24 protein-coding genes are annotated in these 24,511 nt (G+C 65.9%); 10 read left to right on the plus strand and 14 right to left on the minus strand.

Going from position 1 to position 24,511, the window contains the following annotated elements:
* Window positions 1-149: 149 nt before the first annotated feature.
* A complete protein-coding gene (locus ACLJQ7_RS04220; RefSeq protein WP_410646805.1) occupies window positions 150-1,067 on the plus strand; it encodes a hypothetical protein in 918 nt (305 codons plus the stop codon).
* Window positions 1,068-1,387: 320 nt separating this feature from the next.
* The gene (locus tag ACLJQ7_RS04225) at window positions 1,388-1,990 is read left to right on the plus strand and encodes a hypothetical protein (protein WP_410646806.1); all 603 of its coding nucleotides are present in this window, start codon (window positions 1,388-1,390) and stop codon (window positions 1,988-1,990) included.
* Window positions 1,991-2,548: 558 nt separating this feature from the next.
* Here ACLJQ7_RS04225 and ACLJQ7_RS04230 read toward each other — a convergent pair.
* The 3 genes from ACLJQ7_RS04230 to ACLJQ7_RS04240 all read right to left on the minus strand — a co-directional run bounded on the left by ACLJQ7_RS04230 (window position 2,549) and on the right by ACLJQ7_RS04240 (window position 5,378).
* Window positions 2,549-2,809 (minus strand): hypothetical protein, encoded by a 261-nt coding sequence (locus ACLJQ7_RS04230; RefSeq protein ID WP_410646807.1) that lies wholly within the window; start codon window positions 2,807-2,809, stop codon window positions 2,549-2,551.
* 671 nt (window positions 2,810-3,480) lie between these two features.
* Window positions 3,481-4,266: an RNA polymerase sigma factor ShbA gene (gene shbA, locus ACLJQ7_RS04235; RefSeq protein WP_410646808.1), complete on the minus strand. Its 786-nt coding sequence runs from the start codon at window positions 4,264-4,266 to the stop codon at window positions 3,481-3,483.
* A gap of 14 nt (window positions 4,267-4,280) precedes the next feature.
* Complete coding sequence (locus ACLJQ7_RS04240) at window positions 4,281-5,378, minus strand: hypothetical protein (RefSeq protein ID WP_410646809.1); 1,098 nt, start codon at window positions 5,376-5,378, stop codon at window positions 4,281-4,283.
* A gap of 91 nt (window positions 5,379-5,469) precedes the next feature.
* On the opposite strand from ACLJQ7_RS04240, the gene ACLJQ7_RS04245 reads away from it, so the two are divergent.
* Window positions 5,470-6,885, plus strand: a complete 1,416-nt coding sequence (locus ACLJQ7_RS04245) for a hypothetical protein (RefSeq protein ID WP_410646810.1) — start codon at window positions 5,470-5,472, stop codon at window positions 6,883-6,885.
* Between the two features lie 4 nt (window positions 6,886-6,889).
* Here ACLJQ7_RS04245 and ACLJQ7_RS04250 read toward each other — a convergent pair whose 3' ends face one another.
* Together ACLJQ7_RS04250 and ACLJQ7_RS04255 are read right to left on the minus strand one after the other, a co-directional pair.
* Window positions 6,890-7,516: a hypothetical protein gene (locus ACLJQ7_RS04250; RefSeq protein WP_410646811.1), complete on the minus strand. Its 627-nt coding sequence runs from the start codon at window positions 7,514-7,516 to the stop codon at window positions 6,890-6,892.
* Window positions 7,517-8,058: 542 nt separating this feature from the next.
* The gene (locus ACLJQ7_RS04255) at window positions 8,059-8,499 is read right to left on the minus strand and encodes a hypothetical protein (protein ID WP_410646812.1); all 441 of its coding nucleotides are present in this window, start codon (window positions 8,497-8,499) and stop codon (window positions 8,059-8,061) included.
* Window positions 8,500-9,048: 549 nt separating this feature from the next.
* Between ACLJQ7_RS04255 and ACLJQ7_RS04260 the strand changes: the two genes are divergently transcribed.
* On the plus strand, window positions 9,049-10,956 hold the full coding sequence (locus ACLJQ7_RS04260) for an NACHT domain-containing protein (protein WP_410646813.1): 1,908 nt from the start codon (window positions 9,049-9,051) through the stop codon (window positions 10,954-10,956).
* Between the two features lie 6 nt (window positions 10,957-10,962).
* On the plus strand, window positions 10,963-11,856 hold the full coding sequence (locus ACLJQ7_RS04265) for a hypothetical protein (RefSeq protein WP_410646814.1): 894 nt from the start codon (window positions 10,963-10,965) through the stop codon (window positions 11,854-11,856).
* A gap of 846 nt (window positions 11,857-12,702) precedes the next feature.
* Here ACLJQ7_RS04265 and ACLJQ7_RS04270 read toward each other — a convergent pair.
* The 3 genes from ACLJQ7_RS04270 to ACLJQ7_RS04280 are packed head-to-tail and all read right to left on the minus strand — an operon-like array spanning window position 12,703 to window position 15,091.
* Window positions 12,703-13,851 carry a methyltransferase domain-containing protein gene (locus ACLJQ7_RS04270; protein ID WP_410646815.1) on the minus strand — a complete coding sequence of 383 codons (1,149 nt, stop codon included), beginning with the start codon at window positions 13,849-13,851 and terminating at the stop codon, window positions 12,703-12,705.
* Between the two features lie 3 nt (window positions 13,852-13,854).
* A complete protein-coding gene (locus ACLJQ7_RS04275; protein ID WP_410646816.1) occupies window positions 13,855-14,829 on the minus strand; it encodes a hypothetical protein in 975 nt (324 codons plus the stop codon).
* On the minus strand, window positions 14,822-15,091 hold the full coding sequence (locus tag ACLJQ7_RS04280) for a hypothetical protein (RefSeq protein WP_044853401.1): 270 nt from the start codon (window positions 15,089-15,091) through the stop codon (window positions 14,822-14,824). The genes ACLJQ7_RS04275 and ACLJQ7_RS04280 overlap by 8 nt, the downstream gene beginning before the upstream one ends.
* Window positions 15,092-15,130: 39 nt before the next feature.
* Here ACLJQ7_RS04280 and ACLJQ7_RS04285 point away from each other — a divergent pair, with 39 nt between their 5' ends.
* Entirely contained in the window at window positions 15,131-15,994 is an 864-nt protein-coding gene (locus ACLJQ7_RS04285) for an NmrA family NAD(P)-binding protein (protein WP_410646817.1), read from the plus strand.
* Between the two features lie 329 nt (window positions 15,995-16,323).
* On the opposite strand, the gene ACLJQ7_RS04290 is transcribed toward ACLJQ7_RS04285, so the two are convergent.
* Window positions 16,324-18,039 carry a cation:proton antiporter gene (locus tag ACLJQ7_RS04290; RefSeq protein ID WP_410646818.1) on the minus strand — a complete coding sequence of 572 codons (1,716 nt, stop codon included), beginning with the start codon at window positions 18,037-18,039 and terminating at the stop codon, window positions 16,324-16,326.
* Between the two features lie 389 nt (window positions 18,040-18,428).
* Between ACLJQ7_RS04290 and ACLJQ7_RS04295 the strand changes: the two genes are divergently transcribed.
* The 3 genes from ACLJQ7_RS04295 (at window position 18,429) to ACLJQ7_RS04305 (ending at window position 19,800) form a co-directional block, all read left to right on the plus strand.
* Entirely contained in the window at window positions 18,429-18,596 is a 168-nt protein-coding gene (locus tag ACLJQ7_RS04295; protein WP_410646819.1) for a hypothetical protein, read from the plus strand.
* Window positions 18,597-18,863: 267 nt separating this feature from the next.
* Complete coding sequence (locus tag ACLJQ7_RS04300) at window positions 18,864-19,061, plus strand: hypothetical protein (protein WP_410646820.1); 198 nt, start codon at window positions 18,864-18,866, stop codon at window positions 19,059-19,061.
* Between the two features lie 10 nt (window positions 19,062-19,071).
* On the plus strand, window positions 19,072-19,800 hold the full coding sequence (locus ACLJQ7_RS04305) for a dienelactone hydrolase family protein (protein WP_410646821.1): 729 nt from the start codon (window positions 19,072-19,074) through the stop codon (window positions 19,798-19,800).
* Here ACLJQ7_RS04305 and ACLJQ7_RS04310 read toward each other — a convergent pair.
* The 3 genes from ACLJQ7_RS04310 to ACLJQ7_RS04320 form a co-directional block, all read right to left on the minus strand.
* Window positions 19,787-20,020: a DUF6480 family protein gene (locus ACLJQ7_RS04310; RefSeq protein WP_410646822.1), complete on the minus strand. Its 234-nt coding sequence runs from the start codon at window positions 20,018-20,020 to the stop codon at window positions 19,787-19,789. The two genes, ACLJQ7_RS04305 and ACLJQ7_RS04310, sit on opposite strands and share 14 nt — an antisense overlap.
* 62 nt (window positions 20,021-20,082) lie before the next feature.
* The gene (locus tag ACLJQ7_RS04315; protein ID WP_410646823.1) at window positions 20,083-21,024 is read right to left on the minus strand and encodes a glycoside hydrolase family 43 protein; all 942 of its coding nucleotides are present in this window, start codon (window positions 21,022-21,024) and stop codon (window positions 20,083-20,085) included.
* Between the two features lie 580 nt (window positions 21,025-21,604).
* Window positions 21,605-21,658, minus strand: coding sequence for a hypothetical protein (locus ACLJQ7_RS04320; RefSeq protein ID WP_410647007.1), 54 nt, complete (start codon window positions 21,656-21,658; stop codon window positions 21,605-21,607).
* Window positions 21,659-21,684: 26 nt separating this feature from the next.
* On the opposite strand from ACLJQ7_RS04320, the gene ACLJQ7_RS04325 reads away from it, so the two are divergent.
* A complete protein-coding gene (locus tag ACLJQ7_RS04325; protein WP_410646824.1) occupies window positions 21,685-21,879 on the plus strand; it encodes an Lrp/AsnC ligand binding domain-containing protein in 195 nt (64 codons plus the stop codon).
* A gap of 28 nt (window positions 21,880-21,907) precedes the next feature.
* On the opposite strand, the gene ACLJQ7_RS04330 is transcribed toward ACLJQ7_RS04325, so the two are convergent.
* Complete coding sequence (locus ACLJQ7_RS04330; RefSeq protein WP_410646825.1) at window positions 21,908-22,939, minus strand: hypothetical protein; 1,032 nt, start codon at window positions 22,937-22,939, stop codon at window positions 21,908-21,910.
* Window positions 22,940-22,955: 16 nt separating this feature from the next.
* A complete protein-coding gene (locus ACLJQ7_RS04335) occupies window positions 22,956-24,506 on the minus strand; it encodes a discoidin domain-containing protein (RefSeq protein ID WP_410647008.1) in 1,551 nt (516 codons plus the stop codon).
* Between the last annotated feature and the right edge of the window lie 5 nt (window positions 24,507-24,511).

A 24,511-nucleotide genomic window follows, 5' to 3' on the forward strand; every position in this document is an offset into this window, starting at 1 on the left:
CCCGCAACAGCCGTACCGGCATTTCGTATCGCGCAGACCGGTTCGACTTCGTGGTCGCCGGGATCCAAAGCGTCAACCGGCTAGCGAGGCCCACTCTTCGCCACCTGAGCCTCCGTGCTTTCATCGACGCCAAAGCACACGAGCATCGAATGACGGTACGTACCAGCGACGCCGGTCAGCGCACCGCACAGCTGACCCGCATGCTCGGCGGACGCACGCAGTTCGCCGAGATGTTCGGCGGCCCCCTGCTCCCCGCACTCAAAATGATGGGACATGCGGGAAACAGCATCGACAAATCTTTTCCGGACGGGGACGGCGTCGCACTTCGAGACGGCGGCGTTCTTAGCTTTCCCGGCATTTGCAGCCGCTCCGAGTGCGACGACAACAGTGACGTGCGGGCACGGGTCGACGCGGCCCTTCGCGCCGGGGTTCTTCGCCGTGGTCTCGTCTTGCGCTGTCAGACCTGCCAGACCAAACAGTTGCAGACGATCGACGCGCTGGGCCAGCGGTGGAGCTGTGAACGCTGCAACGACAACAACGACCTCGATCACACCACCTGGCACCACTCGACCGAGGAGCCGACCTGGTTCTACGGCCTCCATCCCGTCGCTCAGCAGCTGCTCGCCGACCATGGAGACGTTCCCGCCCTGCTCGCCAGGCACCTGGCCAACGCGCCCAGCCGACGTCCGGTCCAATATCAAGACGTCATGGAAATCGAGCTACTCGAGGACAACGCTCCGAAGGTGGAAACCGATCTGATCGCCTACCGCGACGACACACTCATCGTCGCCGAATGCAAAAGCTCAGCAGTCCTCGGCGGAACGAAAAGAGCAACGCGAGGCGCGGAAGTCCACAAGAAATGCCAGGTCGCCGCGTGGTTACGAGCAGACGTCCTCATGTTCGCGACTACCGCCAGCGAGTGGCGATCAGGCGTCGCGGAACTCATCAAAGGCTACTTCCAGAACTACGACGGTTGGCCTGAGCACGACGTCCCTGAGCTTCACCTCGTCACAGGCTTGGGCGCAGCAACACCGAACATCGAAGTTGTCAAAAGGTTCCCGAAGTAGCGAAGAGCTTGGTGAAGGCGCTTACCAGCACTGTAGGCCGGGCCGGCTCGCGCCGCCGGTACCTAGCAGGGCGAGGACGCTGCAGGAAAGGGGCGTGCCCGGACCCTGCGCGGATCCGCCTACTTTGCTCGTGCGGTACTCCCTGCCGGCGGTCTGGAAGCGCGTGGACTGTGAGATTCTGCCGCCCTTAACATGCGATCGAGAGGATCTTTATGGGCAACAGGTGGCCGTTTTGGTCTTTCCGATCGTGGACGAATGCTCACCGGTGGTCGATCATAGGTGGGGTCTCAGTGGTAGTGGTCGCTGTAGCGTCGGCGTTGTTGCTGGATGACAAGGATGCCTGGGGCGCGATGGGTCAGTGGGCTGGCGCGTTCGGCACCGTCGTTGCGGTGTCGGTCGCCTTGCGTATTTCGCAGCGGGAGGCGGACAGCGAAGCCGAACGCCGGCAGGCCGAGAAGGCGGATCGTGCACTTGAGCAGGCTCGTCTCGTCATCGGCGTCATGAAATACCCGACTGCTGAGGAGGAGAGCTACTCCAACAACATGTTCGGCGCATCACCGCTGGAAGCAGTCCGGATCACTAATTTCAGTGCTCAGCCGGTGTATCACCCGCGGGTGGAAGGATTCGTACACCAGAACGGTGGCGACGTTACGTGGGATATTGAGGGCGAGCCTCCGCTCGGTGGCTATGACGCCGCACCGACGGTCCTGGCAACGAGCCAACACGATGTGATCCCTTTGTCGTTGACGTTCAATCCACCAGTCACTTCGGACATGTATCCGATGCGGACCAAGGTGATCATCGGGTACACCGACGCCGAGGGCCACCGTTGGCGGCGAACCGGCGAAGGGACGCCCAAGCTCGTCCATGCTGGTGACTCCTTCGATGTAGGTGGCCCGGACTGGTACCGTGCCGAGCGTTGAGCCGGACGGGCATGAATACGGGACCGGGCCGGCGTCCTCATAGCCACTGCGCGTGCCCTCAGTTTGTCTCTCGGTCCGACAGGTTTGCCCTGGCGGTGTGTGCCCGCCTGACTCAGAGCAGCTTGCCGCCCGCACCGGACGCTGCGACGTCGTGGGCCGAGGCCCGGTCTGAGAAGACCGGGCCTCACGTGCTGTGCCACATATAGGCCTGAGAGTGCCCCTGTCTCCCTGAGTCCATTGGACCCATCTCATCTAGAGAACAGCTTGGACAAAGGTGGCCTGCTCACGGCAGGGATCCGGTTCCGATCGAGCTCGTTCCGCCGCGCCAGCCCTCGTTCTCGAACACCAGCGGAAACCTGGAAGGCAGTAAGAAGCCCTTCAACCTCCTGCCAGGTCGTAGCGGCATCGCCTTGTCGAGCAGGAACATCCGGGTTCAGAGGACTCGGCTTCCCGGTATCAGCCCAGAGCTTCAACAAACCGAGCGGGAAGGCCTCCGTGTGACGTCTGAGCTGCACGCGCATTGGTTGTCCTTCCCGGCACGCGGTGCGACCGGGTCGCTCACCATGCCGGCGCCGGCCAGCCGGGTGACGGCAGGCGGCGGCCGGTCGTCGCGGCCCAGGTGATCCCGGCCGCGATCACGGCGAGACCGGAGAACAGACTCAGGATCTCCCCTGCGGGTTGTCCGGTGAGCAGCAGCACCGCGCCGAGGGCCATCACCGTGACGGTGAGGAGCGTGGCGGCCGCGAGCCGGAAGCTCTGCGGGAGCGCGTCACAGGTGCATGGTGCGGGCGACGAATGCACCCATCGTTTGAGGGGCATGGTCATGTCCTTGTCCGATCTGTTGGTCCGGTTAGGGGCCCCGGACGGTCTCTGTCTCTCGGCTGCGGGCATCCAGACGTGGTAGTTGGGCTCTACCGTGTGTGTCCAGAGCCCCGTGCCGGGAACCGGTGCTTCGAGCGTGCCCATCGACAGAAGGGCACGGCGGGGGTGGGAAGTCCCAATGAGCACCACTTCTGCGTGTTGCTCGTCAGGTGCGCGGCAGTTGGGTTGCTGATTACCGGACACTATTGAGCAGCGTAAATCCGCTCAGTCGCTGGTCTCGGTGTCTTGCGCAGCGGCCCACAGCCTGTTGTGACTCTGCAAATCTCTGCACGCTGGCAGACCGGTGTCGCGCCGTGAACGGCGCCGACCGCATCCGATCTTCTCCGAGTTAGGCCCCGGGACGATCGGCAGGCCCACGCACGGAGGACCTGGGTTGGCTCCGGCTCTCCCCGCAGGCCGACATCATTGCCCCCGACAACCATCACACGGGCATCTCTCCTTCCACGGGACTCGTCTCGCCGACGCCACTGCCACTGGCTTCGTTTTGTTCGTCTTGCAGTTCACCCGCGTCGCTCCGGGCCGATGCAGGTACCTGACGGGCAAGGAGGGGCCGTCGTGCCGGATCGGTGACTGATCCGGCACGACGGAAACAAAGCTGACCGCGAGGGCTAGAACTCGTCCTGCTTGACCATCGTCCGCAGGCGGGCCAGTGCGCGGTGCTGCGTCACGCGCACGTTGCCGGCGGAAATCCCGAGTGCCTCGGCGGTTTCGGCGGCGGAAAGGCCGACGGCGATGCGAAGGGCGAGAATCTCCTGCTGCACCCGCGGAAGGTTGGAGAGCAGGCGGCTGAGCCGGGCACCGAGGTCAAGGTGCAGGGCGTGCGTTTCGGGTTCGTTGTCACCGATGGGCCGTTCCGGCAGCTCGGGCACCGGCTCCGACCGGTCACAGGAGACGGCGCGGTAGGCATCGGAAACCTTGTTAGCCGCGATCGCATGTACCAGGTACAAGAACGAACCACCGCGATCCTGATAACCAGGAAGCGCCTTGAGAATGGCCATGCACACCTCCTGCGCGACGTCGTCCGCCGAGAGATAGGACAGATCTCGGCCACCCATCCGGGCCCGACAGTAGCGCACCACGACGGGCCCAATCATCCGCAGCAGCGACTGGATCGCGGCGGGATTCCCGTCACCCGCGTCCTTAACGAGGGGATCGAGATCCTCCTTCGTCAGCCGCCCGCCCGGTCGAGGCAGGTTCTCCGGCGCCGTGTACTTCGGAGAGCCTGGGGACACTCCTGTTCCCGAGGCCGCGGGAGCCGACGCAATTGCCGGATCGCCGACACGATCGAGCACTGCGGCAACGGTGTCCGGGTTCGCGCGGGCCGCGAGCTTGCGGGCACCTCGGGTACCGACCGAGGACCGGTTGACCAAACGCTCAGCGGTCTTCGACGACATGACAGCGGCGGGACTCATACTCGGCCTCCCTCGATCTGTTCCTTGGCCTGCTTGCGGTAGCTGCTGAGCATCTTGCGGACCGCGCTCGCGCTGTAGCGGGTGGTCTCGCTGCTGATCAGGTCCGAGATCTCGCTCGAGGCGTAGCCCAGCACCGAATACGACACGACCAGGTTCACCACATCGGTCGGGTACTGCGCGGTGGTCTTGTTCTTCGCCTTGGTTTTGGGAGCAAGGATGGTGCCGAGACCGAGCCTGGCCAGCGCGACCCGTTCAGCCGAGGGCGCCGCTGCATCCCAGGCGAAGTCCGGGATGAACACGTCCTGGTCGCTCAACGCCCGCTGGGCCAGCTGGCGACGGCACTGATTGGCGAAACACAACACGCAGGCCCCGATGAAATACGTCGACAAACGCGCGCCTCGTAGCGGATCCCAGTCCTTCCCGACGAGGCCTTTCTTGAGGAACAGCTCGATGCCCATGGTGACCGCGTCGGAGGCGATCGCGACCCGTTCGTCCCGCGTCAGCGGAGGTGACGGCGGCTTGACCGGTCTGCCCTTTTCGGTGGCGCGCTGGTAGATCTCACCCGAGACGATCCAGGCACCGATCACGCCGAGCCCGTAGCCGGCGAGGCGATGCGAGAGCTCAGACCAGACGAATCCGCTGAACTCTTCCTCGCGCAAGGCGACAAGCAGTTCGTGATCGTGCTGTACCAGCGGCAGCGTCTCTCCTTGGCCTGATACCAGCTCGCCAGGCGGGAGCCCCCCATCGGGCAGCACTTTCGAGAACAGGTCGTGCAGCTCAAGCCGCCGGCGTTTCGCATCGCCTGACGCGGCCAGGACCTCGCTGGGAACCGGTTCTCGCGCCCCACGTCGCGCGGGGCGGGCGCCGCTGGTCTCATCAGGCTTCATCGACAGTTCCTTCACGGAGGGCCACATGCTTCGGTCGGGAAGGACATCGTGCCCCTCGGCGAACCCGGACGAAGCCTTATAGGTGCGGCCTGCGCCGAACTGCACCAACTTTCCGAGAATTCGGCTTCGCTGTCGGGCCCGGCACGGCTCGACCACTGGTTTCCCAGTCAAATCGTGCCGATCAGCAGAGGGCCCGACAAGGGACATCCGCCTCCGTCTCGAAGCTCGCCCTCGGCAGGGTCGCGCAGAGTAGACAATAGTCTGCGAAGAGCGATCCCTGCCCTGAGGAGCCGCGAGGATGATCGATCGCAAGGCGACGCTGACCACGACCCAACTCGAAGTGCTCACCTGGGTGAGCCATGGCTGTAGCCAGGGTGTCTATGAGGGGTGGTCCCACCGGTTGGTCGCCCGCGCTCTCCACAACCGCGGCCTGATCACCGTGAAGGGGCACGGACCGTCCTGGTCGGCCTCGATCACCGACGAGGGCATCTACTACCTCGAGCATCGCAGCTACCCGCCTCGCGACAGCGAACGGCCCGTCGCCGCGGCGACAACCGATTCGAGCCCGCGCGCGCCGACGCGAACCGTCACGACATCTTCCAGGAAGCCGCCGACGCAAAAACGAGGTGCGACCGACCGGCTCATGCAGTCACTCAAGGAGACTGCCGGTAACCGCATCCTGGTACGACACGGTGAGGCCCCGCGCTACCGCGGTCTCGCCAATTCGGCGAAGCGGCTCGGACGGATCCCGGAGGGGATGCGGCTGTCCTTCGAACATGTCCGGCTGGACACAGGCGACCATGTCGCGATCACGCTGACACCTCTCCCCGAGTGGCTGACCGCCGTCCTGACTCCTTTGCCTGTGTCGAAAGCGTTGTCAGATGCCACTGATGTCGTCCAGACGCTCGTGAGCAGCGAGACCTTCCCCGTTAGCGGAGAACAACGTGATCGCGCATTTCTCTTGCTCGATGCCTTGGTCAGAGGAGCGCGGCAATTCGGTGTGGCGGTCTCGATCCAGGCCGAGCGCGCTGCGCACCGCAGACTCTCGGCGAGGACCTCCCATGAAGGCGAGGTCTTGTTCAAGATCGACGAGGACGCGTTCGGGCTTCGCTTCACTCAAGCAACGCTCAAACGTCCCCACCAGCCGACCGAACGTGAACTGGCCCGGGCGCGGCAGGGCTACCTGTTCCCGGACTTCGACGAGGTCCCGGATGACCATCTTGGCTTGGTCCTCGAAGGTGGAGGCGGACGGTTCTGGGCTGATAGCTGGAAGGACACCGACGACCATCGGCTGGAGGATGATCTCGCCCAGATTCTGGAGGAGATGAGGCTTCAGCATGGGCATCTGGCTAGTCAGCGCGCGGCGGAGATCGAATATCGACGCCAAGCCCAACGCGACAGGGCAGAACGAGAGACGCAGCTGGCCGCCGCGAGGGAACGTGCCAAGGTCGCGTATCGGGAATATCTGATCGATAAAGCGGCACGTAGTCAGGCACGACGCTGGACCGAAGCAGGGCAGTTGCGAGCCTACGCGGCAGAGGTACGCCGGCACGCGTCATCGCTCGCTCCACAAGACAGACCGGAGGCATTGTCGTGGGCTGACCGGATCGCGACGGTCGCGGACGTGACCGACCCGTTGCCTGACCAAGCCGTCCGGCCTTCCATTTTCGCTGAGCCGACTCCGAGCGATCTTCAAGCCTTCCTGAAACCTTGAATCATCAGCGACGATATCCCCAACGTCGCGGAGCCGTCTCATATCTGACAGGGATCTCAGATGGCTTCAACGGGCGGTCGACGACGGGGCGATAGTTCGCCGGCGTGATCCGTTCTTCGTCGTGTACGCGTTCCATTACTTCGGCAAAAGTGCTGTACTCCTGAGTCTTCATCTGGTCGATGAGGCGCGTGATGAGTACGTCCAGGCGTTGTACCTCCGCCTCGGCCGCGGCCAGCCGCTCCTGCTGGGTGACCGCCCGATGGCCGCACCAGGCGCGCAGCAACTCGTGCACCGGACGACCGTGTTCGAGGTACCACTGATACTCCCACTCGGGACTCGTCGTCTGCCGGTGCCCATCGCTGGTCACGAACGGTTCGCCGCGCTTCGTCTTCTCCCGGTACTTGCGTTCGTCCTCGATCACGCTGTCCAAGACCGGCATCGGGTTCACGCGGCAGGCGAACTCGGCGATCAGGAGTGTGCCCTGTGCCGAGACCACATCCTTGCCGCCGACCGCGAACGAGTCGACCTGACCGACAAGCTCCTTGACGGGGAGACCGATGGTCTGTTCGAGCGCTTCCGGTCGATGAATCGTCGTGACCCAGCGGACCGGGGACCAATCCCATTCCGCCACTTCCTCGGGAATCAGCTCTCCGAACGCCGGTCCCGACGGCCGATTCCTCCGCGTCGGTGAGTTTGAACGCAGAGAGCCGTTCCCAGTTCGCCATGAGTTCGTCGAAGGCATGCACGCCGGACCAAGGTCCGCGGAGCCGTTTCGCGGGCACGTTCTCGTGCTTCCCCGCGTTCTCGCCATCGAGGAACTCGACGTCGTGGCGGAAGCTCTTCTTCTTCTGGTCGATCGCGACGACACGCACACGCTGCGACGGGTCGTAGTCCCGAAAGCGGTAGATCTGTTCGTCACCGATTTGGATCATCCGTGTTCCTCCCAGATCCGGTCAGACGAGCTTAACCGCGCGAAGGTGCCGGCTCGAGCACTGTCCGCTTCTGTTCAGCGGGGGCGCAGAGTGCGAACGGACCAGGCGCTCGAGGCGCCCGTCCCAAGGGGTAAATAGATGCTGTCCACGAGCGTCAGCTGGCGCTGAGCCGGGCTCGAGCATGTCCCGCGGCGAGCTGAATTGCACGCCAGTCGAACTGGTCAGCGAAAGTTTGGCCCGTTCAGTGTGGATTGGGTTTGTTGGTAATCGCCCAGTGCCGTATGGCGATGTGCAGCTGCTGGTCGTGGCTGAGCGCGAGTGGTTCGTGGTGCTGCTCGGCACCGGGATCGTCGGTGGGCCAGAGCTGCACGATGAATCGATCGCTGCGGTGGATGAGCGCGCTCGGGTTGGCGTCGAAAACCTGGTTGACGTCCTCGGCACCCCAGCGGTGGACACGGACACGGTACTGGCCGCGAGCGGCGAGCCGGAGAACACCGGTGTCGGGAGCTGTCGCCATCACGCCCTGTGCTGTGATTTCCGGAACCGTGAACATGACTGTCTGGGTTTCGGCGTCACTGTTCGGCGGCGCGGCGGTCGCGGGTTCGTCATCCCAGGCTTCGAGATGAACGACTGCGTAGGCGGTGGGGTCGCCCGCGACGAAGACCGCGAGGACGTCCCGCATTGGCGATATCAGGTCGTGTGGTCGGTCGAACGGGAATCGCGGGGGGCTCGGTGAGCCCCCCGCGATGTGATGGTGAAGTGCTTGTACTCGATACCGACCAGGCCGTGGACTGGCTGGGTCAGGAGTGTCGCCATGGCTCGTGAATGTAGCGGCTTAACCAGCCGTCACCCAGTACTCATCAAGGACCCCGTCGGCGACGGGGTCCTTGCCGTAGAGGATCCGGTCCCAGCGCAGATAGGTTTGCAGGGCGTTGCCCGCAAACCCGTTCTGAGCACCGTTGAGATACTTGACGGAAAAGTTGCCGTCGCCCCGGCCCGCACGAGGTCGCAGCCGCGTCCCGGGCGCTGCCCAACGAACGTTTCGAGCCCGAAACCTCACCGCACGGACCAGCGGCTGTACGCCCTTACGAGCAGTCCGACTTCACACTCAGACGGGCCTTCGGCGTTTCATGCCTTCGAGCCCAGCACGCGCGGCTATGGTGCGGTGTCGAGGCAACTTCACACGAGCAACCGATGTTCCGGGCTGCGCAGACAGGCGGAGAGGATCCTTGTGGCGAACGACTACCACCTGGAGGAACTCGGTCCGCGTGCCTTCGAGCAACTCGCTGTGGCCCTGGCTGTCGCGGCGTTCGGCCCAGGTGTCGAAGTGTATGGCTCTGGCAAGGACGGTGGCCGAGAGGCAACCATCGATGGGCGCATCGAGTGGGACGCCGGCGAGACGGCATGGGACGGCTACACCGTTATCCAGGCCAAGCAGTGTGAACATCCCAGATCGCCCGCCGACAACCTGCTGTGGCTCCAAGGGCAGATCCGTGGCGAACTCAATGCCTGGATGGACACCAAATCGAAGCGTGAACGGTTCCCGAATTACATCCTATTTATCTCGAATGTGCGACTATCAGCCTCGCAGGGTGGCGGCGTCGACCAGATCCGCGACTACGTCGAGCGCGAAATCAAACGCAATCACGCGCTGGGCAAGTCTGACGTTCCTCGCTCGCGCGGCCTACGCAAGATCAAGGTGTGGCACCGTGACACGCTGAACGCACTGATATCAGGCAACCAGGGCATACGCGCAGCCTTTCCCGCACTCCTCACAGTCGGAGACCTGCTCACTCGACTACGGACACTGCCCGGGATCGTCGACCCCGACACGCTGACGCCTGTCTTGCGCGACCACGCCGTAAGCACGCTGCGTAACGATAGGTGGATCCGATTCGGCGAGGCCGGCGGCTTGCAGGCACGACAGTCGGTTGACCGCGTGGTCGTCGATCTCCCAGTACAGGCGGGTGACGGCTCGCCGAAGCGAGCGCTCGGCACAAGTCTTGACCTTGGTAACGCAATACTCCGCCGGTCGGTCTGGCCGACGGATCAGCCCCGACACCTCGTAATTACCGGCGCCGCAGGCAACGGGAAAAGCACCATCGCGAGATACCTCACCCAGGTCTACCGTGCACGGTTCCTCGACGGCGACACCGTGACTCCCGCCGCTGACGTGATCATTACCGAGACGGGCACATCACTGGAACGGCTCCACCTGTCCACCCCTAGCAGTCGACGGTGGCCGCTGAACGTGTCACTTCCGACGATGGCCAAAGACATGGGTCCGGATGGAGGCCCGTCGATGATCCGATGGCTAAGCCAACAGGTGACGAACCGGGCGTCAATCGAAATTCTGCCCGCCACGCTCGAGAAATGGCTGCAGGCATGGCCAAGCGTCCTGTTCCTAGACGGGTTTGACGAAGTTACCGCTCCGTCGCTAAGGCAACGAGTGGTCGACGAGATTGCTGAACTCGTCGACCATGCCGACAACCTCGACGCGGACCTGTTCATCGTCGTCACCACACGACCAACCGGGTACACCGAGCGGATCCTGCCCGCCGAGTTCGCACAAATCGACCTGGACTACTTCACAATAAGCGAAGCCGTGACCTACGGACGGCACGTGACCACCCAGCGCCTTCATGACGACGTGTCAATGCAGGAGCAGGTACTCGAGCGCTTCGATCGAGCGGCGTCCGCGCCCGCAACCGAACGACTCATCAAGACACCGCTTCAGGTCTTGATCCTGACTTTCATCTTGGAGAACTTGGGAGATCTGCCGGCGACACGGTACGAGTTGTTCTGGTCGTACTATGACACTGTTTACAAACGTGAGCAGGAAAAACCCACAGCTCACCGCAGCTTCCTCCGTGGACATCGCGACGATATCACCGAGTTGCACGAGCGCGTAGGACTGTTGTTGCACACCCACAGCGAAAACACTGACGAACCCCAAGCGCGCCTTCTTCTGACCAGCTTGAGGCAGCTGGCTCACGATCGGATGATCGAGGTCGGGCATGACGACATCGATGAGGCAGATGATCTCGCCGATCGGATCGTCGACATCGCAACCACTCGCCTGGTACTCCTGGCCGCAGACCAGGACGAGACCGTATCTTTCGAGGTCCGCAGCCTTTAGGAACTCATGGCTGCCCGCGCTCTCGTCAACGGCGACGACGACACCATCCGTAAGAACCTTATTGCCACGGCACCAAGCCCGCATTGGCGCAACACATGGCTCTTCGCAGCAGGCAAGCTCTTTACCGAGAGTGATCACCGGCGCACTCTCGTGTTGGACATCGTCAACGGCTTCGACCACAGCAGTAATGATTGGCCGGGGTGGCTCTACCCTGTTGGCCCCGAACTCGCCGCGCACCTGCTCGACGACGGCATGGCCGAAAGCAAGCCGACTGCATTGAAAGCGCTGGTCACTATTGCACTCCGGTGCCTCCACGGTCCGATGCCAAAGGAATTCGTCGCCGTAGCTGCCGGCTTGTCGTACGCCGCGAAGCACAAGGCACTTCATGCGCTCATCCGGAACGAATTGCGTGCGGCATTCGCCGGCAGTCCCACCACCGCTGGCGTCGCCAGCATGCTGATGCTTGAATCATCCGGAATCACGATGGTCCCAGGGCAACCTAGTGCGAGCGCCATGAAACGCATCGCCCAGATTTGGCAATATACCCCGCCGAAAGGGCCAACAACGAAAATTGGCAAACTGCTGCGCAAGCCGCTTTCCAACCTTCAAGATCAGCCAGGCGCTGCGCTTCTAGAATCGGTACTCGACGAGTGCGACAAACTGGCCCTCTTCAAGATGCCCGACGGCAGCTTATGGCCAGCCGCCGTTCCTGCATCCTTTGACGGCCGACGACTCAACACCGTCCTCGATGACCCCGACGCATTCAGTCTCCTTGACCTGTGTCTCGGAGATCTCGACCCTCTCCATTGGACCGCACGTTCTCTTCTAGCGCAAGCCGTCTCGTCGGCACGGTCACGTCGCCCCGTCAACGGAGAACTAGTGGTGAAGTACCTGCACTGAACTACATACGTGAGCGTAGATCTGCGCGCCTAACTCGACCTCGCCCGTTGGGTCATGAGTGCGCGCTCGTAACAGCTTGAGCGTTCCCAGCTCGCGTTGTGGCAGTTTCTTCTGCGAGTAGCGAACGGACAGCGACAGTTCTAGTTGGCGACGTAACTGCAGTTCTCTTTGCCTTCAACCAGGACCAGGCGGTCGGTCTCATCGGTGACAGTGCACCGGATAAGCACACCATTCGCAGTTTCAGACCAGGTGATAGCTACAGTAGAGCCCTTCGGCACGACGATCTTCTTAGAGAACGGTGTGCGCGAATTCGGCAGGGCCTCCGATCCGACTCCGCCAGATACTGAGGGGTCGGTGTATGACACGTGCTCTCCGCCGAACCCTCCGACGTTGCGTGTCACCGTCACCGTTATCGGCGCAGCGCTTGATGCAGATGAGACGGGTCTGCCGTGCTCTTATCCGAGCAGCCAGCCAGCAGTACCGCGACTCCTGCTAGAACGCACGCCTTCATAAGGGTTCGAGTCGCACGTCAACCCGACGCTGTTACGCGTTGGCGGGCGCATCGCCCTTCAACACTGCATGCACAAGGAGAGTCCAGCTCACTGGCGATCCAGTCGAGCGCCTGGCACGTAGCGGAGCAACCCCGTCTCCGCGCGGAGCACTGCCGCGGGGTGAGCCGGGCCTTGACGAGATTGGGACGACCGTGGCTGGCTGCCCACAGCACGATCACAGCGCCCGCGGTCAAGACGGCGACCACGGCTACGACGTTCCACATCATGGCGCGGGTCAGCCCCGGCGAGCAGGAGAGCCTGCTTAGACCCGGTCTTGGCCTGACAACGCCGACCGTCAGGCCAACGGCCAGCTGTGGTCGTTATCGGGGTCGTCGAGCCAGATGAACTGTTTGCCGGGGACGTTCAGCGCGGTGACACCGAGCCGGGTGGCGTCCGGTTTGTCGAGGGTGTCGAACATGGCGACGGCGTGCTCCACTGTGTCCCACAGCCGGTAGGGCCCGGACTGTCGGACCGCCCACGTGCCTTCAGCCAGGGGCGCCAGGTCGACTTCGGCGCGGGCGGGACCGCGCTCGGCGACGACGACGCCGTGTTCGACGCTGCCGCCGAGCCGAAGGCCAGGGGCGTGCAGCCAGAGAAACAACGCCAGATCGGGCGATTCCAGGAGCACAGCGGGGTCCACAGCGGTGGTGCCGTAGTGCGGCATCCCGGCCGCGGCCGCCGACGGGCTCTGGCCGGGGGCGAACGGGCTGGTGACGTCGGTACGCATCGGCATGAACAGCACGGGGAACGGGTCGATGCGGCCGCTGACTTCGTCGTCGGCGGTCTTGTCGAGCACGAGCAGCGGCCCAGCGGCACCAGCGTCGAGGGGGGCGATGATCCGGCCGCCGTCGGTAAGCTGGTTGATCCAGGCCGGCGGGATCGCGGTGACCGCGCAGGTCGCGATGATCCGGTCGAACGTCATCTCGCCCGGCCAGCCCGCGAGCCCGTCGCCTGCGGCCAGGCGCGGGCGGTAGCCGGCTGCAGTGAGGTGTTCTTGGGCGGTGTCGACCAGCTTGGGGTCGAGGTCGAGGGAGTAGACGTTGTCCGCGCCGAGGCGATGCGACAACAGGGCGGCGTTGTAGCCGGTGCCGGTGCCGATCTCCAGCACCTGGTGTCCAGGTTCGGCGGCGAGCCGCTCCAGCATCACGGCCATGACCGTCGGCTTGCTCGAGGACGAGCTGGCGATCTCCCGCCCGGTCGTGCCGTCGCTGGCGGGTCGTGTCTGGGTGGCCAGGGATTCGTTGGTGTAGACCGCGTCCAGCCAGCCTGGATCACCGGCGCTCAGCGAGGCGGGACCGTTAAGGATGTGCGGGACGAACAGGTGCCGGGGCGTCGCGGCGAAGGCGTCGCGCCACGCCGGGTCGGCTAGGACACCGTCGGCAGTCAGCTCGGCGGCGAGGGCGGCCGCCCGGGTTTCCCAGGTGGCGGTGTCCAGGGCGTCCACGGTCTACTCCTCGATCAAGGCGTCGGCGATCGCCGCGGCGATCGGCAAGTCGCATTCTTCGGCCAACCAGCCCCAGGCAGCAACCGCGTTCGCTTCGAGGCAGGTCCACGTCCTGTCCGGTCCGACGACGAAGTCGAATGCGCTGAACGCCAGCCCCGCTGTGTCCAGGTACCGGATGATCCCCGCCCGGACGTGGTCAGGGGCGTCGATCGCCTCATACGTCAAGGCGTCGTAGTCCGAGCGCCAATCTACCAGCGCCTTCTCGCTGCTGGCGTGGATCGCCACCGGGAAGAGCCGGTCACCGACCGCGGTCACGCGGGCCTCGAACCACTTCGGCTGCCACTGCTGAACGAGGTGCGCCGTCACCTCGATGCCGTCTAGTGAGCTGAGTTCGTTGCGGCCAAGACGGCGGGTGTAGACCAGGGCTTCGCCGCCGGACTCGTAGACCACCGGCTCGGCCAGCGGCTTGACTACCAGCTCCCCGAACCTCTCCGCGAACTCGCGGACGGCGTCAGCGTTGTTGGTGATCAGCGTCGGCGGCACGGTCAGGCCGGCCTGCTTCAGCGTGGCCAGCTGCCGCGGCTTGTACGCGGCGTCGGCCAGCGCCGAGGGGTGCGAGACCCAGCGCACCGGCAGGCTCGTCAGCACGCCGCCGAGCCCGACCCGGGCCTGTGCCCGGGAGAACTTCAACTCGGGGCCGGACATCCCGGCCGGCATCACCGGTTCGGTCGGCTTGCCGTAGTAGACCGCGGTGACTTCGTGCAGCGGGACGTCATGCTCGGCAGTGAGCAGGGAGCCGCGCCAGCCCTCGGCGTCCGGGGTCAGCTCGGCGCCGAGGGAGAGGTTGAGCGGGAAGTCGCCGACGTTGACCGCGTGTCGGCGAACGCCGCGGGCGTCGAGTTCCCGGCCGACTGCGGCGGCCGCCCAGTCCTCCCGGATACTGACGACCAGGACCAGCGGATCGCGATGCTCAGTCATCCGGGGTGGTGTAGGAGTCGTCGATCATCTTGCCGTCTTCATTGCACTGGCGGGGATGCAGTGTGTCGTGAGCTGTGGTGCGATGCTTGGCTTCCGGCCGTACCGTGATCCGGCGTGCGTGCACACCTCGCAGGATGAACGGGCGGACGGTGCTGGGATTTTCATCGCTGAGCGGCCGGGCGCCCGCGTTGACCGGGAACCGCTGGACCGTCGGCATCAGCGGATCACCGGCGCCTACGGATGCGGTGTCGAACTGGGACATGCTGATATCGACCTCTCGACTCGGGGTGTGCGGTGTGCGGTGGCATTGGCCGTTGTCAACCCTGCTCAGGCCCAGGCATCTGGGCAAGATCCGTCCGAGCGAACCTCCTGGTCACGTCGGCGCGGCCGCAGCCAAGGCCGGCGTGCCACCACCCAGGTTCCCGGTGCCGAACCGGTCGGCTTCGATTGGTACGACTCCGCCACCCACCTCGCCGCCCTCGACGGGGTCGACCGCCTCTACCTCGTTCCGCCGATCGGTGATCCCGATCCGGGAGCGGTCATGCTGCCCTTCCTCCGGCTGGCTCGTGCCGCCGGCGTGCTCCGCGCGGTACTTCTCAGCACTTCGGCCATTCCCGCGGGCGGGCCGGGGGTGGGTCAGGTCCATCAAGCCCTGCCCGGCTTGTTCGGACAATGGGCGGTGCTGCGCCCTTCCTGGTTCATGCAGAACTTCCTCGCGGCCCACCTGCACGCCGACAGCATCCGCGAGGAGGGCACCATCTGGACCGCCACCGGCCACGGCCGAGTCGGTTTCGTCGACGCCGAGGACATCGCGGCCGTCGCCGCCCACGTACTGAGCAGCGACCGCGCCCCCAACGCCGATCTCGTCCTCACCGGGCCGGAGGCGCTGAGCCACGGGGACGTCGCCGCGATCATCACCGAGGTCACCGGCCGGACCGTGGTGCACCGTCAGCTGTCGTCCGAGCAGCTGCGCGATCGCCTCGCCACGGTGGTACCGGCGGAGTACGCGACCATGCTGACCGACATGGACCTGGCGATCGCCGACGGCGCCGAGGACCGCACCACCGACACCGTGCAACGCATCACCGGCCGGAGCCCACGCGCCTTCCGCGCCCTCATGGAGAAGGAAAGCCGGTTCAGTCCCAGTGGAACGTTCGGACCGTGAGTCCTTAATGGACGGTCAGTCGGCGCCGCCTGACTTGCGGGCGGTTTCCGGGGAGCGCGGGCCGCGCGACAACCGGCAAGGACGCTCGCGCCACATGCACGCGGGCGGCCCGCGGCCCGGTTCCGGCCTCGGTCAGCGGCCGGGCGGTTCGCAACGGCATGGGACGGCCTCCCGCCTGGTCACTCAATGGTGGCATCCGTCTGAGTGCCGCGTCAGTACCCAGGCGGGCAGCCATCCGTGCGCGAGTACGGGGCCCTTCGGGCAGCGTCGCGTGGTATCGGGAGTTGGATGAGCAGTATCAGGTCGTATCAAACGGATTTAGCCGCTCGTCACGACGCCGGTTTGTCCGCCAGCTGCTCGAGGCGGGCCATCTCCACGTCGAGGGCGGTTTGAGCCCGGCTCAACGTCTCCGAGCTGTATCCGCCGCCCGACCGGGCTCGCTGAAGGCGTTCGGACTGTTCGGTGAGGACACGCAGGCGCAGTCGCAGATATTGCTGGACGTCAAAAGCCGAGCGGCCGACTGGCGCCTTGCCCGGGACGCGCACGTCCGAGCGCACCCGGTCCAGGACCGCCTGGCTGAACGGCTCATCGCCCGGGTCGTCCAAAACGGACTTCGCCGCGTCGGCGAGCTCGGTCATGAGCTTGACGTACTCCTGGCGCCCCCGGTCCGGATCCTCTGCGGGCACACGCGCCGCACGGATGACCGCCGGGAGTGTCATTCCTTGGACCAGCAGCGTCGTGGTCGCCACCACGTAGGCGATCAGGACCAGCAGGGCGCGGTCCGGCGTGTCCTGCGGCAGGGTCTGCGCCGCCGCGAGGGTGATCGCGCCGCGCATCCCCGCCCAGCCGAGCACCACACCGCCGCGCCAGCCCAGGGTCTCGGTGAGCCGGAACTCGACGTCGGCGGCGGCGCGATCGAGCCGTTTCCGAAAATGCGCCACCCGTCTCGGTGACGCTTTGTCCAGTCGCTCGGTGACGGCGGGATTCGACGCGTCACCGCGCAGCACCGCCTGTGTCGTTTCCAGCCGCGGTTTGAACCGCGCGGCTTTGCGTTGCTCGCGGTAAAGGCCTGCGACCAGCGGTCCGACGAAGACTACGCGCGCGACGATGACGAGCGCCGACGCGGCCAGGCCGATGACGAGCGCGCGCCAGACGCTCGAACCGTCCTCGTGCGCCTCGTCGATGAGGGTCTTCACGCTGAGTCCCATGAGCAGGAACATCCCGCTCTCCAGCAGGAAAGCCGCGGTGCGCCAGTTGACGGTCTCAGCGAGGCGGTCCGTCGCGCGCAGGTGCCGCGGGGCGAGATGACCGGTCACCAGTCCGGCGACGACGACGGCGAGGATGCCCGAGGCGCCGGCCTCTTCCGCGGGCAGGAAGGCGATGAACGGGACCACGAACGAGATGGCGGTGTTGAGCACGGCGTTGCCCAGCAAGGCGCGCACCCGGACGTTGACGATCCCGACCAGGATCCCGATCCCGACCGCCACGACGACCGAGAAGGCGAACTCACCCACGACGCCCCAGACGGACACCGACCCGGCGACCGCGGCGACGGCGGACCGCAACAGCACGAGCGCCGAGGCGTCGTTGACCAGCCCTTCGCCTTCGAGCACGGTCAACAGCCGCGGTGGCAGGCCGAGCCGCCGTCCCACGGACGTCGCCGCGACGGCGTCGGTGGGGCTGATGACCGCGCCGAGCGCGAACGCGGCCGGCCACCCGATCCCCGGCACCAGCCAATGGAACAGCCACCCCGCGCCCAAGGTCGTCCCCACCACGAGCAGGACCGCGAGGCCGGTGATCGGCCGGATGTTTCGCCGGAAATCGACCATCGGCATGTTCACCGCCGCCGAATACAGCAGCGGAGGGAGCACCCCGGCGAGGATCAGCTCGGGTTCGATCTCCGGATGCGGCACGCCCGGCAGAAAGCTCAGCCCGATACCGGCGACCACGAGGCTCAGCGGAGCGGCCAGGTTCAGCCGCTCGGAGAACGCGGCCACCACCACGATGATGACGACGCCGAGCACGGCGACGAGAGTCAGGTTCACCGGCACGTGTCCATTGGTGACACGACGGCGCCGCACCCGCAAGTCGGAGCGGCAGGCTCCCGCTTGGCCGGTGCTCGCGGCGCAGGCGATGTTGGTTTGGCCGCTTCCAGGGCGAAGAGAAAAGACCGCGAGTGGGATGAAGCGCATCCCTGTCAGTGACGGCAGGTGCGGGACCCGCACGTTTCGCACCCCCCGACGGCTTGATCCGGCTGCTCCTCACCAGGGCATTCCCGCCCGGTGCGGACCTGATCTAGGGCGTTCGTGCGCGTTGCGAAAGCGCGGTGCCGTCGACAACCGACCAGGACGACGAACCTGAGTTGCTCCGCCGCGCCGAAGACTCGCGTGATTGAAGGCGTAACTCGCGTGTCTCCGGCCGGATGACACACGAGGTGCGAGTTACGCCTCCAATCACGCTCGCGCTGACCCTGCTGGTCGGCGTGGCGAACTCGGCGGTCGCCTACGTGTTCATGGTCTTCACCCTGTCCTACGGAACCCAGAACCTCCACTACGACCGGCAGTTCCTGATCCTGTCGGAGACGGGCTCAGCGGTGCTGTAGTTCGCCACCATCCCGATCTGGACCCGGATCGCCGACCGTCACGGCAGGCGCACCATGTTCGTCGCCGGATCGGCCGCGCTCCTGCTGTGGTGCCTGGCGTTCTTCCCGTTGCTGAACACCGGGAAGAACGGGGCTCGCGATGCTCGCACTGGCGGGTATGGGCCTGGTCGTCCCGATCACCCATTGCGTACAGGGCGCGATCATCACGGACACGTTCCGGTCAACGTCCGGTTCTCCGGTATGTCGCTGCTGCTGTAGGGCGGCGCGGTGCTCAACGCCACCGGTTCGACCACCGGCATCATCTGGTACCTTGCCGCGATCTGCGGTGTCGGCATGATCAGCGCGATGGCCTTGTTCCGGCTGATCCCTTCCGGGGCGGCGGAATCCACAGTGGACGGAGCTCGCGACCGCGACGCCGTTCCGCTGTCCGTGAACACCCGCCCGGCCGGGCTCGACGATCATTAGAGTCCGGTTCATGCCGGTCACCACACGCACGGTCGAGTACCCCGCCGACGGACTGACGATGGTCGGGCACCTCGCGCTCCCTGCCGGTGCCGGCCGTCGTCCCGCGGTCCTGATCGGGCCGGAAGGGCCGGGACTGAACGATTTCCAGCGTCGCCGGGCCGACGCCCTCGCCGAGTTGGGGTACGTGGCGCTGGCCTTCGACATCAACGGCGGGCGCTGGTTCTCGGACCCCGAAGAGATGCTGGCGTATGTGATGCCCCTGCTCGCCGACCCGGGCCGGATGCGGGAGATCGGTCACGCGGCCCTCGACGTGCTCCGGTCGGAGCAGCGGACAGACCCGGGCCGGATCGCCGCCATCGGCTACGGCACCGGCGGCGCGATCGCGCTGGAACTCGGCAGGGACGGCGTCGACCTGCGCGCGATCGGAACGATCAACGCGCTGACCACAGGCCGCCCGGGCGAAGCGGCGCGCATCCGCTGCCCGGTCTGGGCCGGAGTCGGGTCCGAGGACCCGATCATGCCACCCGCGCAACGAGAGGCGTTCACCGCCGAAATGCAGGATGCGGGCGTCGACTGGCGACTCGTGGTCTATGGCGGCGCCCAGCACGCGTTCCACCACCCCACGGTCGACCACACCGTGCTCCCTGGCGTCGCTTACCACGCGCGCCACGCCGAACGGGCGTGGCACGACGTCGTCGACCTGCTGGCCGAATGCCTGCCCGTCGTCAGCCCAGCTTGAGCCACCCCAGCGCCACTGCGACGACGAACCCGCTCACCAAGATGACCAGAACCCCGATGAGAATCAGCCAGGCGACAGGCATCGCCTTGGAAGGCATCGGCTGCGGGTGCGAGAGCCCGGAGGTCTGAGCCGAGTCGGGCGGCGTGTCACCCGGCGAGACACCGCCCCCTGGTTCGCGGCGGGTTTTCTCGGGTTCCGGGTCGGGTGGCTGGGCTGTCATCGCCGGTACTCCTTCGGTCGTTCTCACCGTGCGGGTACCCGAACACGAGCGACGAAACCCTGTCAGCCGAGCTGGGGTACGTCGTTCGGGAATCCGATGGGCAGCTGGTACATCCCGCGAGCGGTGCGGCCACCCTCGAGCCAGCCGTGGAAGTGGATCCGGCCGTCGACGACGTCGGCCCCACCCGGTGCGTCGACCTTGCGGCCGAGCAGATCGGTGGACAGGAGCGGGGTACCGGCTTTCACGAACGGCCCGCTCAACGCGGGCGCGGAGGCATATCCCGTGTGATAGCCGGAACTCTGGTACGTGTCGGCGGAGTAGAACAGCAAGTACCGGCTCGGCGTCTTCACCACCGCCGGCGCCTCGACGACCGCGTTCTCCGACGCGAGATCGGCGCGCAGGAGCTCGATCCGAGGGCCGGTCGGTGTCCGCCCGTCGGCGAGCAGTTTCTGCGACCAGATCGCGGCCGGAGGACCGATCGCCGCGCCGTCGCTCTTGTAGAGCAGGTACCGCGAGCCGTCGGAGTCCACAAAGGTCTGCGGGTCGATGTCGCCGCTGTCGCCGGGTTCGCAGATCAGGGGGCCGTCTCCGACAGGCGTGTACGGCCCTTCGGCCTTCGCGGCGGTCGCGACGCCGATGCACATCTCCCCTGCGGGCGCCACCGCCGCCGAAAAGTAGAGCAGGAACGTGCCGTCGGGAAGCCGGGTCACGTCGGGGGCCCAGAATCCGCCGTCCGGCTTCGCCCATTTCGGCGCGGCCGCGAGAGCGTCGCCGATCACGCGCCACGGACCATCGGGCGCCGGAGCGTGCGCGTAGGGCACTTTCACCGCGCCGGTGCTCGTCGAGAAGGCCAAGTAGCCGGAGTCGGTCTTGACGATGTCGGGATCCGGGAAGTCCTGTCCGATGAGCAGTCTCGGCGTACCGATGGCGGAAGCCGGCGGTGAGGTGACGAGTGTCGTGGCCATGACCACGGCCAGGGTCAAGAGGCGGCACGTGAACTTCATGACCGATTCTGTCGACGGGGTAGCACCGTCGGCAGCGTCACCGGGACTCTGCCACCGGGAAGCGTGTAATTGCTGTTCACCCGGTCCCGCGTGATTCATCCGCGCGCTGCGGGGTACTCGGCAGGATCCGCAATCATAAGCATGTGCGTATGATACGCGCTGACGCTAGGAGCGGACATGATCAAAAGCAAGTGGATCCCCGGCCAGGACGCGGACTTCTTTGGAGACGTGCTGGTCAGCGTCACCGCGTTGACACTGGACGGCTTCCGGAGCACGTCGGGGGCCTACCGGGCGGGTTACCTGCTCAGCCGCGAGTGGCCGGAGCTGCCCGGTGCGGTCGGCCAATGGCTGTGGGCCGAACCCCTGCGCCGGCGACTGGGCTCGGTCTCCGTGTGGCGCGACCGCGACGGCTTGCGCGGTTTCGTCGGGTTGCCGACCCACGTCGCGATCATGCGTGAGTACCGCGAACTCGGCACCACCCGCGCTACCACCTGGCACACCTCCGGCGTCGATCCGCGACTCATCTGGCAACGGGCCGACCGCTGGTTGAGCGCTGTTCAGCCTCGACAGGGTGGACGCCTCAGCCCTTGTGGTGGCGGACCATGGCGACGGGACAGGGCGCGTGGTGGACCATGGCGCGGCTGACCGAGCCCAGCGGCCGTGGCCCGGGAACTGGCGCGGCATCCGTCGGCGCGGTACGTGTCGATCGTCGCCGGCACCGCTTCGGTCATCCACCAGGGCGTGTTCCGGAACGAGGACGAGATGGCCGACTTCCTCACCCGCGACCTCGCCCCCTTGCCGGGGATCACCGCGCTGCAGGTCTCCGTGGTGTTGCGCATGCTGCGCAGGTACTAGTTGTACCGGGAGGACGGGAGATTCGCCGTCATCGACGAGCCGTCGTGACCGACGGCGACGACGCCAGAGGCACCAGCAGGCGCGGCGATCCGGTGCCGTCGGCGGGCACGGACCAGATGTCGCTTTCCTTTCCGTCCGCACGCGGCAGGCCGTAGGCGATCGTGTCGTTGTCGAGCCAGACCACCTGGTCGTCGATGCTGCGCGCCTCCGCGAGCGGGGTCTCCCGCATCGTGGTCAGGTCCAGCACATGCTCCCGCCAAGGCCGGACGTCGCCGTCGGCCACGCGTTTCTTGAACGCGAGTTTCGTGCCGTCCGGTGACAACGACGGGCACTCCGCGTTCTCCCGCAGGGTGCGCGCCTTCCACGCCTCGTTGTCGCCCTCCACGAGATAGGTCCGCCCGCCGGTGGCGACCGTGGCGAAGAACGTCCGCTCGTCGGTGGCGAACGTGACGCCCCAGTAGTTGACGTCCTCGCCCCGGTGGACCGCGTCCCCGATCCGCAGCGGGATCCCCTCGATATTGCTCGAGAGCTCGTTCCGTTCACGATCGATGATGGCCGTACGCGTCGAGAAGGTGCCGGGCGTCGAGTACGAGTCACCGGCGACGAAGGTGGTCCAGCTCCCCATCCGTCCGCCGGGTGAGAGCTTCGCACGGTTGGGGATGCCGGGAACGTCGACGCGTTTGACCTCGCCGAGCGCGGAGTCGACGAATTTGGCGACCGCGCCCGGCAGCGGCGTGGGTTCTTTCGCCAGGCACAATCCGCCGTCCACTGCCGCGTAGAACCGTTCGCACCCGAGCGAACTGATCCGCCGCGGACCCCCGGGTTCGAAAACGGGGACCGAAGCGACGTTCCCGTACCCCTGCCCCGGCGCACCGTTGCGGAACACCAGCCGTCCCGGCTCCCCCAGCGCGACCGGCGCCGAGGAATCCACCGCGACCGCCGTGTCGGCCGTCCGCCGCTCGGGGCTGTTAGCCTTGGCCTGCACCACGTACACCACCGAGGCGGCGGCGAGCGCGGCGACACCCGCCAGCGCCACGACGAACTTCATCGGGAGCTTCACCCGTCCCCTTTCCTTGTCACCGGCAGGTGTACGGACCCGCTTTGTCGAGCAGTTCCCCGTTGGTGCCGATGATCTCCCAGGAATACGTCTTCCCCTTGAGTACCAGCTTCATGACCCCGTGCTTGCCCAGGATCTTTTCGACGCCTTCACGGGCCTTGTAATCGAGATAGAGACTGTCGCCGCCGATACCGGCGATGACCGAGCGCACGCCGTTGGTCTCGTCGACATGCCCGTTGACGTCCAACGGCTTCGTCCGCTCGTAATGGTGGTCGTGGCCGGCGAACACGACGTCCGCCTTCGCCCTGGCCAGCTCGTTCCACAACGGCGCAATACTCTTCGCGTCGCCGGAGTTCCCCGAGTTGAAGCGCGGGTGGTGCCAGTACCCGGCGATACAGGACTTCTTCGTTTTCGCGAGATCCTTCCGCAGCCAGGCCACCTGCTCGGCGCCGCCGCCGTTGTACACCGGGTCCGAATCGAGCGCGACGAAATGGAAGGCGCCGACGTCGAAGCTGTAGTAGGGCTTTCCCCTCGGCGTCGCGATCTTCCCGAAGTACTGCTTGTATCCCGCCAGCTCGTTGTTCCACTCGTGGTTGCCCGGCGTGGGTTTGGTGATCTTCTTGAACTTGCCCCAGGTCTTGTCGTAGTAGGTCCGGAACTCCTCGATGGTGCCGTCGACGTATTGGTTGTCGCCGACCGTCAGCACGTACCGGGGGTTGATCTTGCGTACCAGTTCCGCCGTCCGCTGGTGCTCGGACGGCAGCTCCGCCTTGGCGATGTCGCCGGCGAGCGCGATGACGATGCCGTCGGACGCCGTCGGCCGGGTGGACGCCTTCACCGGCACGGTCGATCCGGACAGGTTCCCCGCCGCGTCCCGTGCCCGCACCGCGTACTGGAAGTCGAAGCCTGACGCCAGCGACGTGTCGGTGTAGGAAGGCGTCGCGGACCGGCCGATGACGTTGCCGTTGCGCAGGACTTCGTACTCCGTGACCCCGACGTTGTCGGTGGACGCGGTCCAGCCGAGCGTGATGCTGTCGGTGGTGGACGACGCCTGCCGGAGTCCGGTCGGCACCGACGGCGGCTGGATGTCGCCGTCACCGGTCCGGACGCCGTAGACCTCCAGCTCCCACAGCGAGTACCCGTAGACGGTCGCCCGTGCCTTGCCGAAGATCCGGACGTGCCTGGCGGAGGTGTTCAGCCCGGTGAACTCGTCGAGGCCGCCGTCGCTGCCCACGACGGTTTTCACGTCGCGCCAGTTCTGGCCGTCGTCGGACGCTTGGACCTGGTAGTCCTTCGCGTGGGCCGATTCCCAGAGGACCTTGATCCGGCTGATCTCTGCCGGACCGCCGAGGTCTACCGCGATCCATTGTGGATCGCCCTCCAGACTGGCCCAGCGGGTCGTCGAATCACCGTCGACGGCGAGCGCGCCACTGAAACCCTCGCTCTCCACGGTGGAGGTCGTGGTCCGCTTGTTGACCGACAGCAGGGATTCCGCCGTGGCACCGGAAGCGGTCACGGGCTGCGCGAGCAGGACGATCGCCGCGATCGCGGCGGTGCCCGGCTTCACCATTCGAT

The organism is Amycolatopsis sp. cmx-4-54 (genome assembly GCF_046548895.1).
Classification (GTDB): Bacteria; Actinomycetota; Actinomycetes; order Mycobacteriales; family Pseudonocardiaceae; genus Amycolatopsis.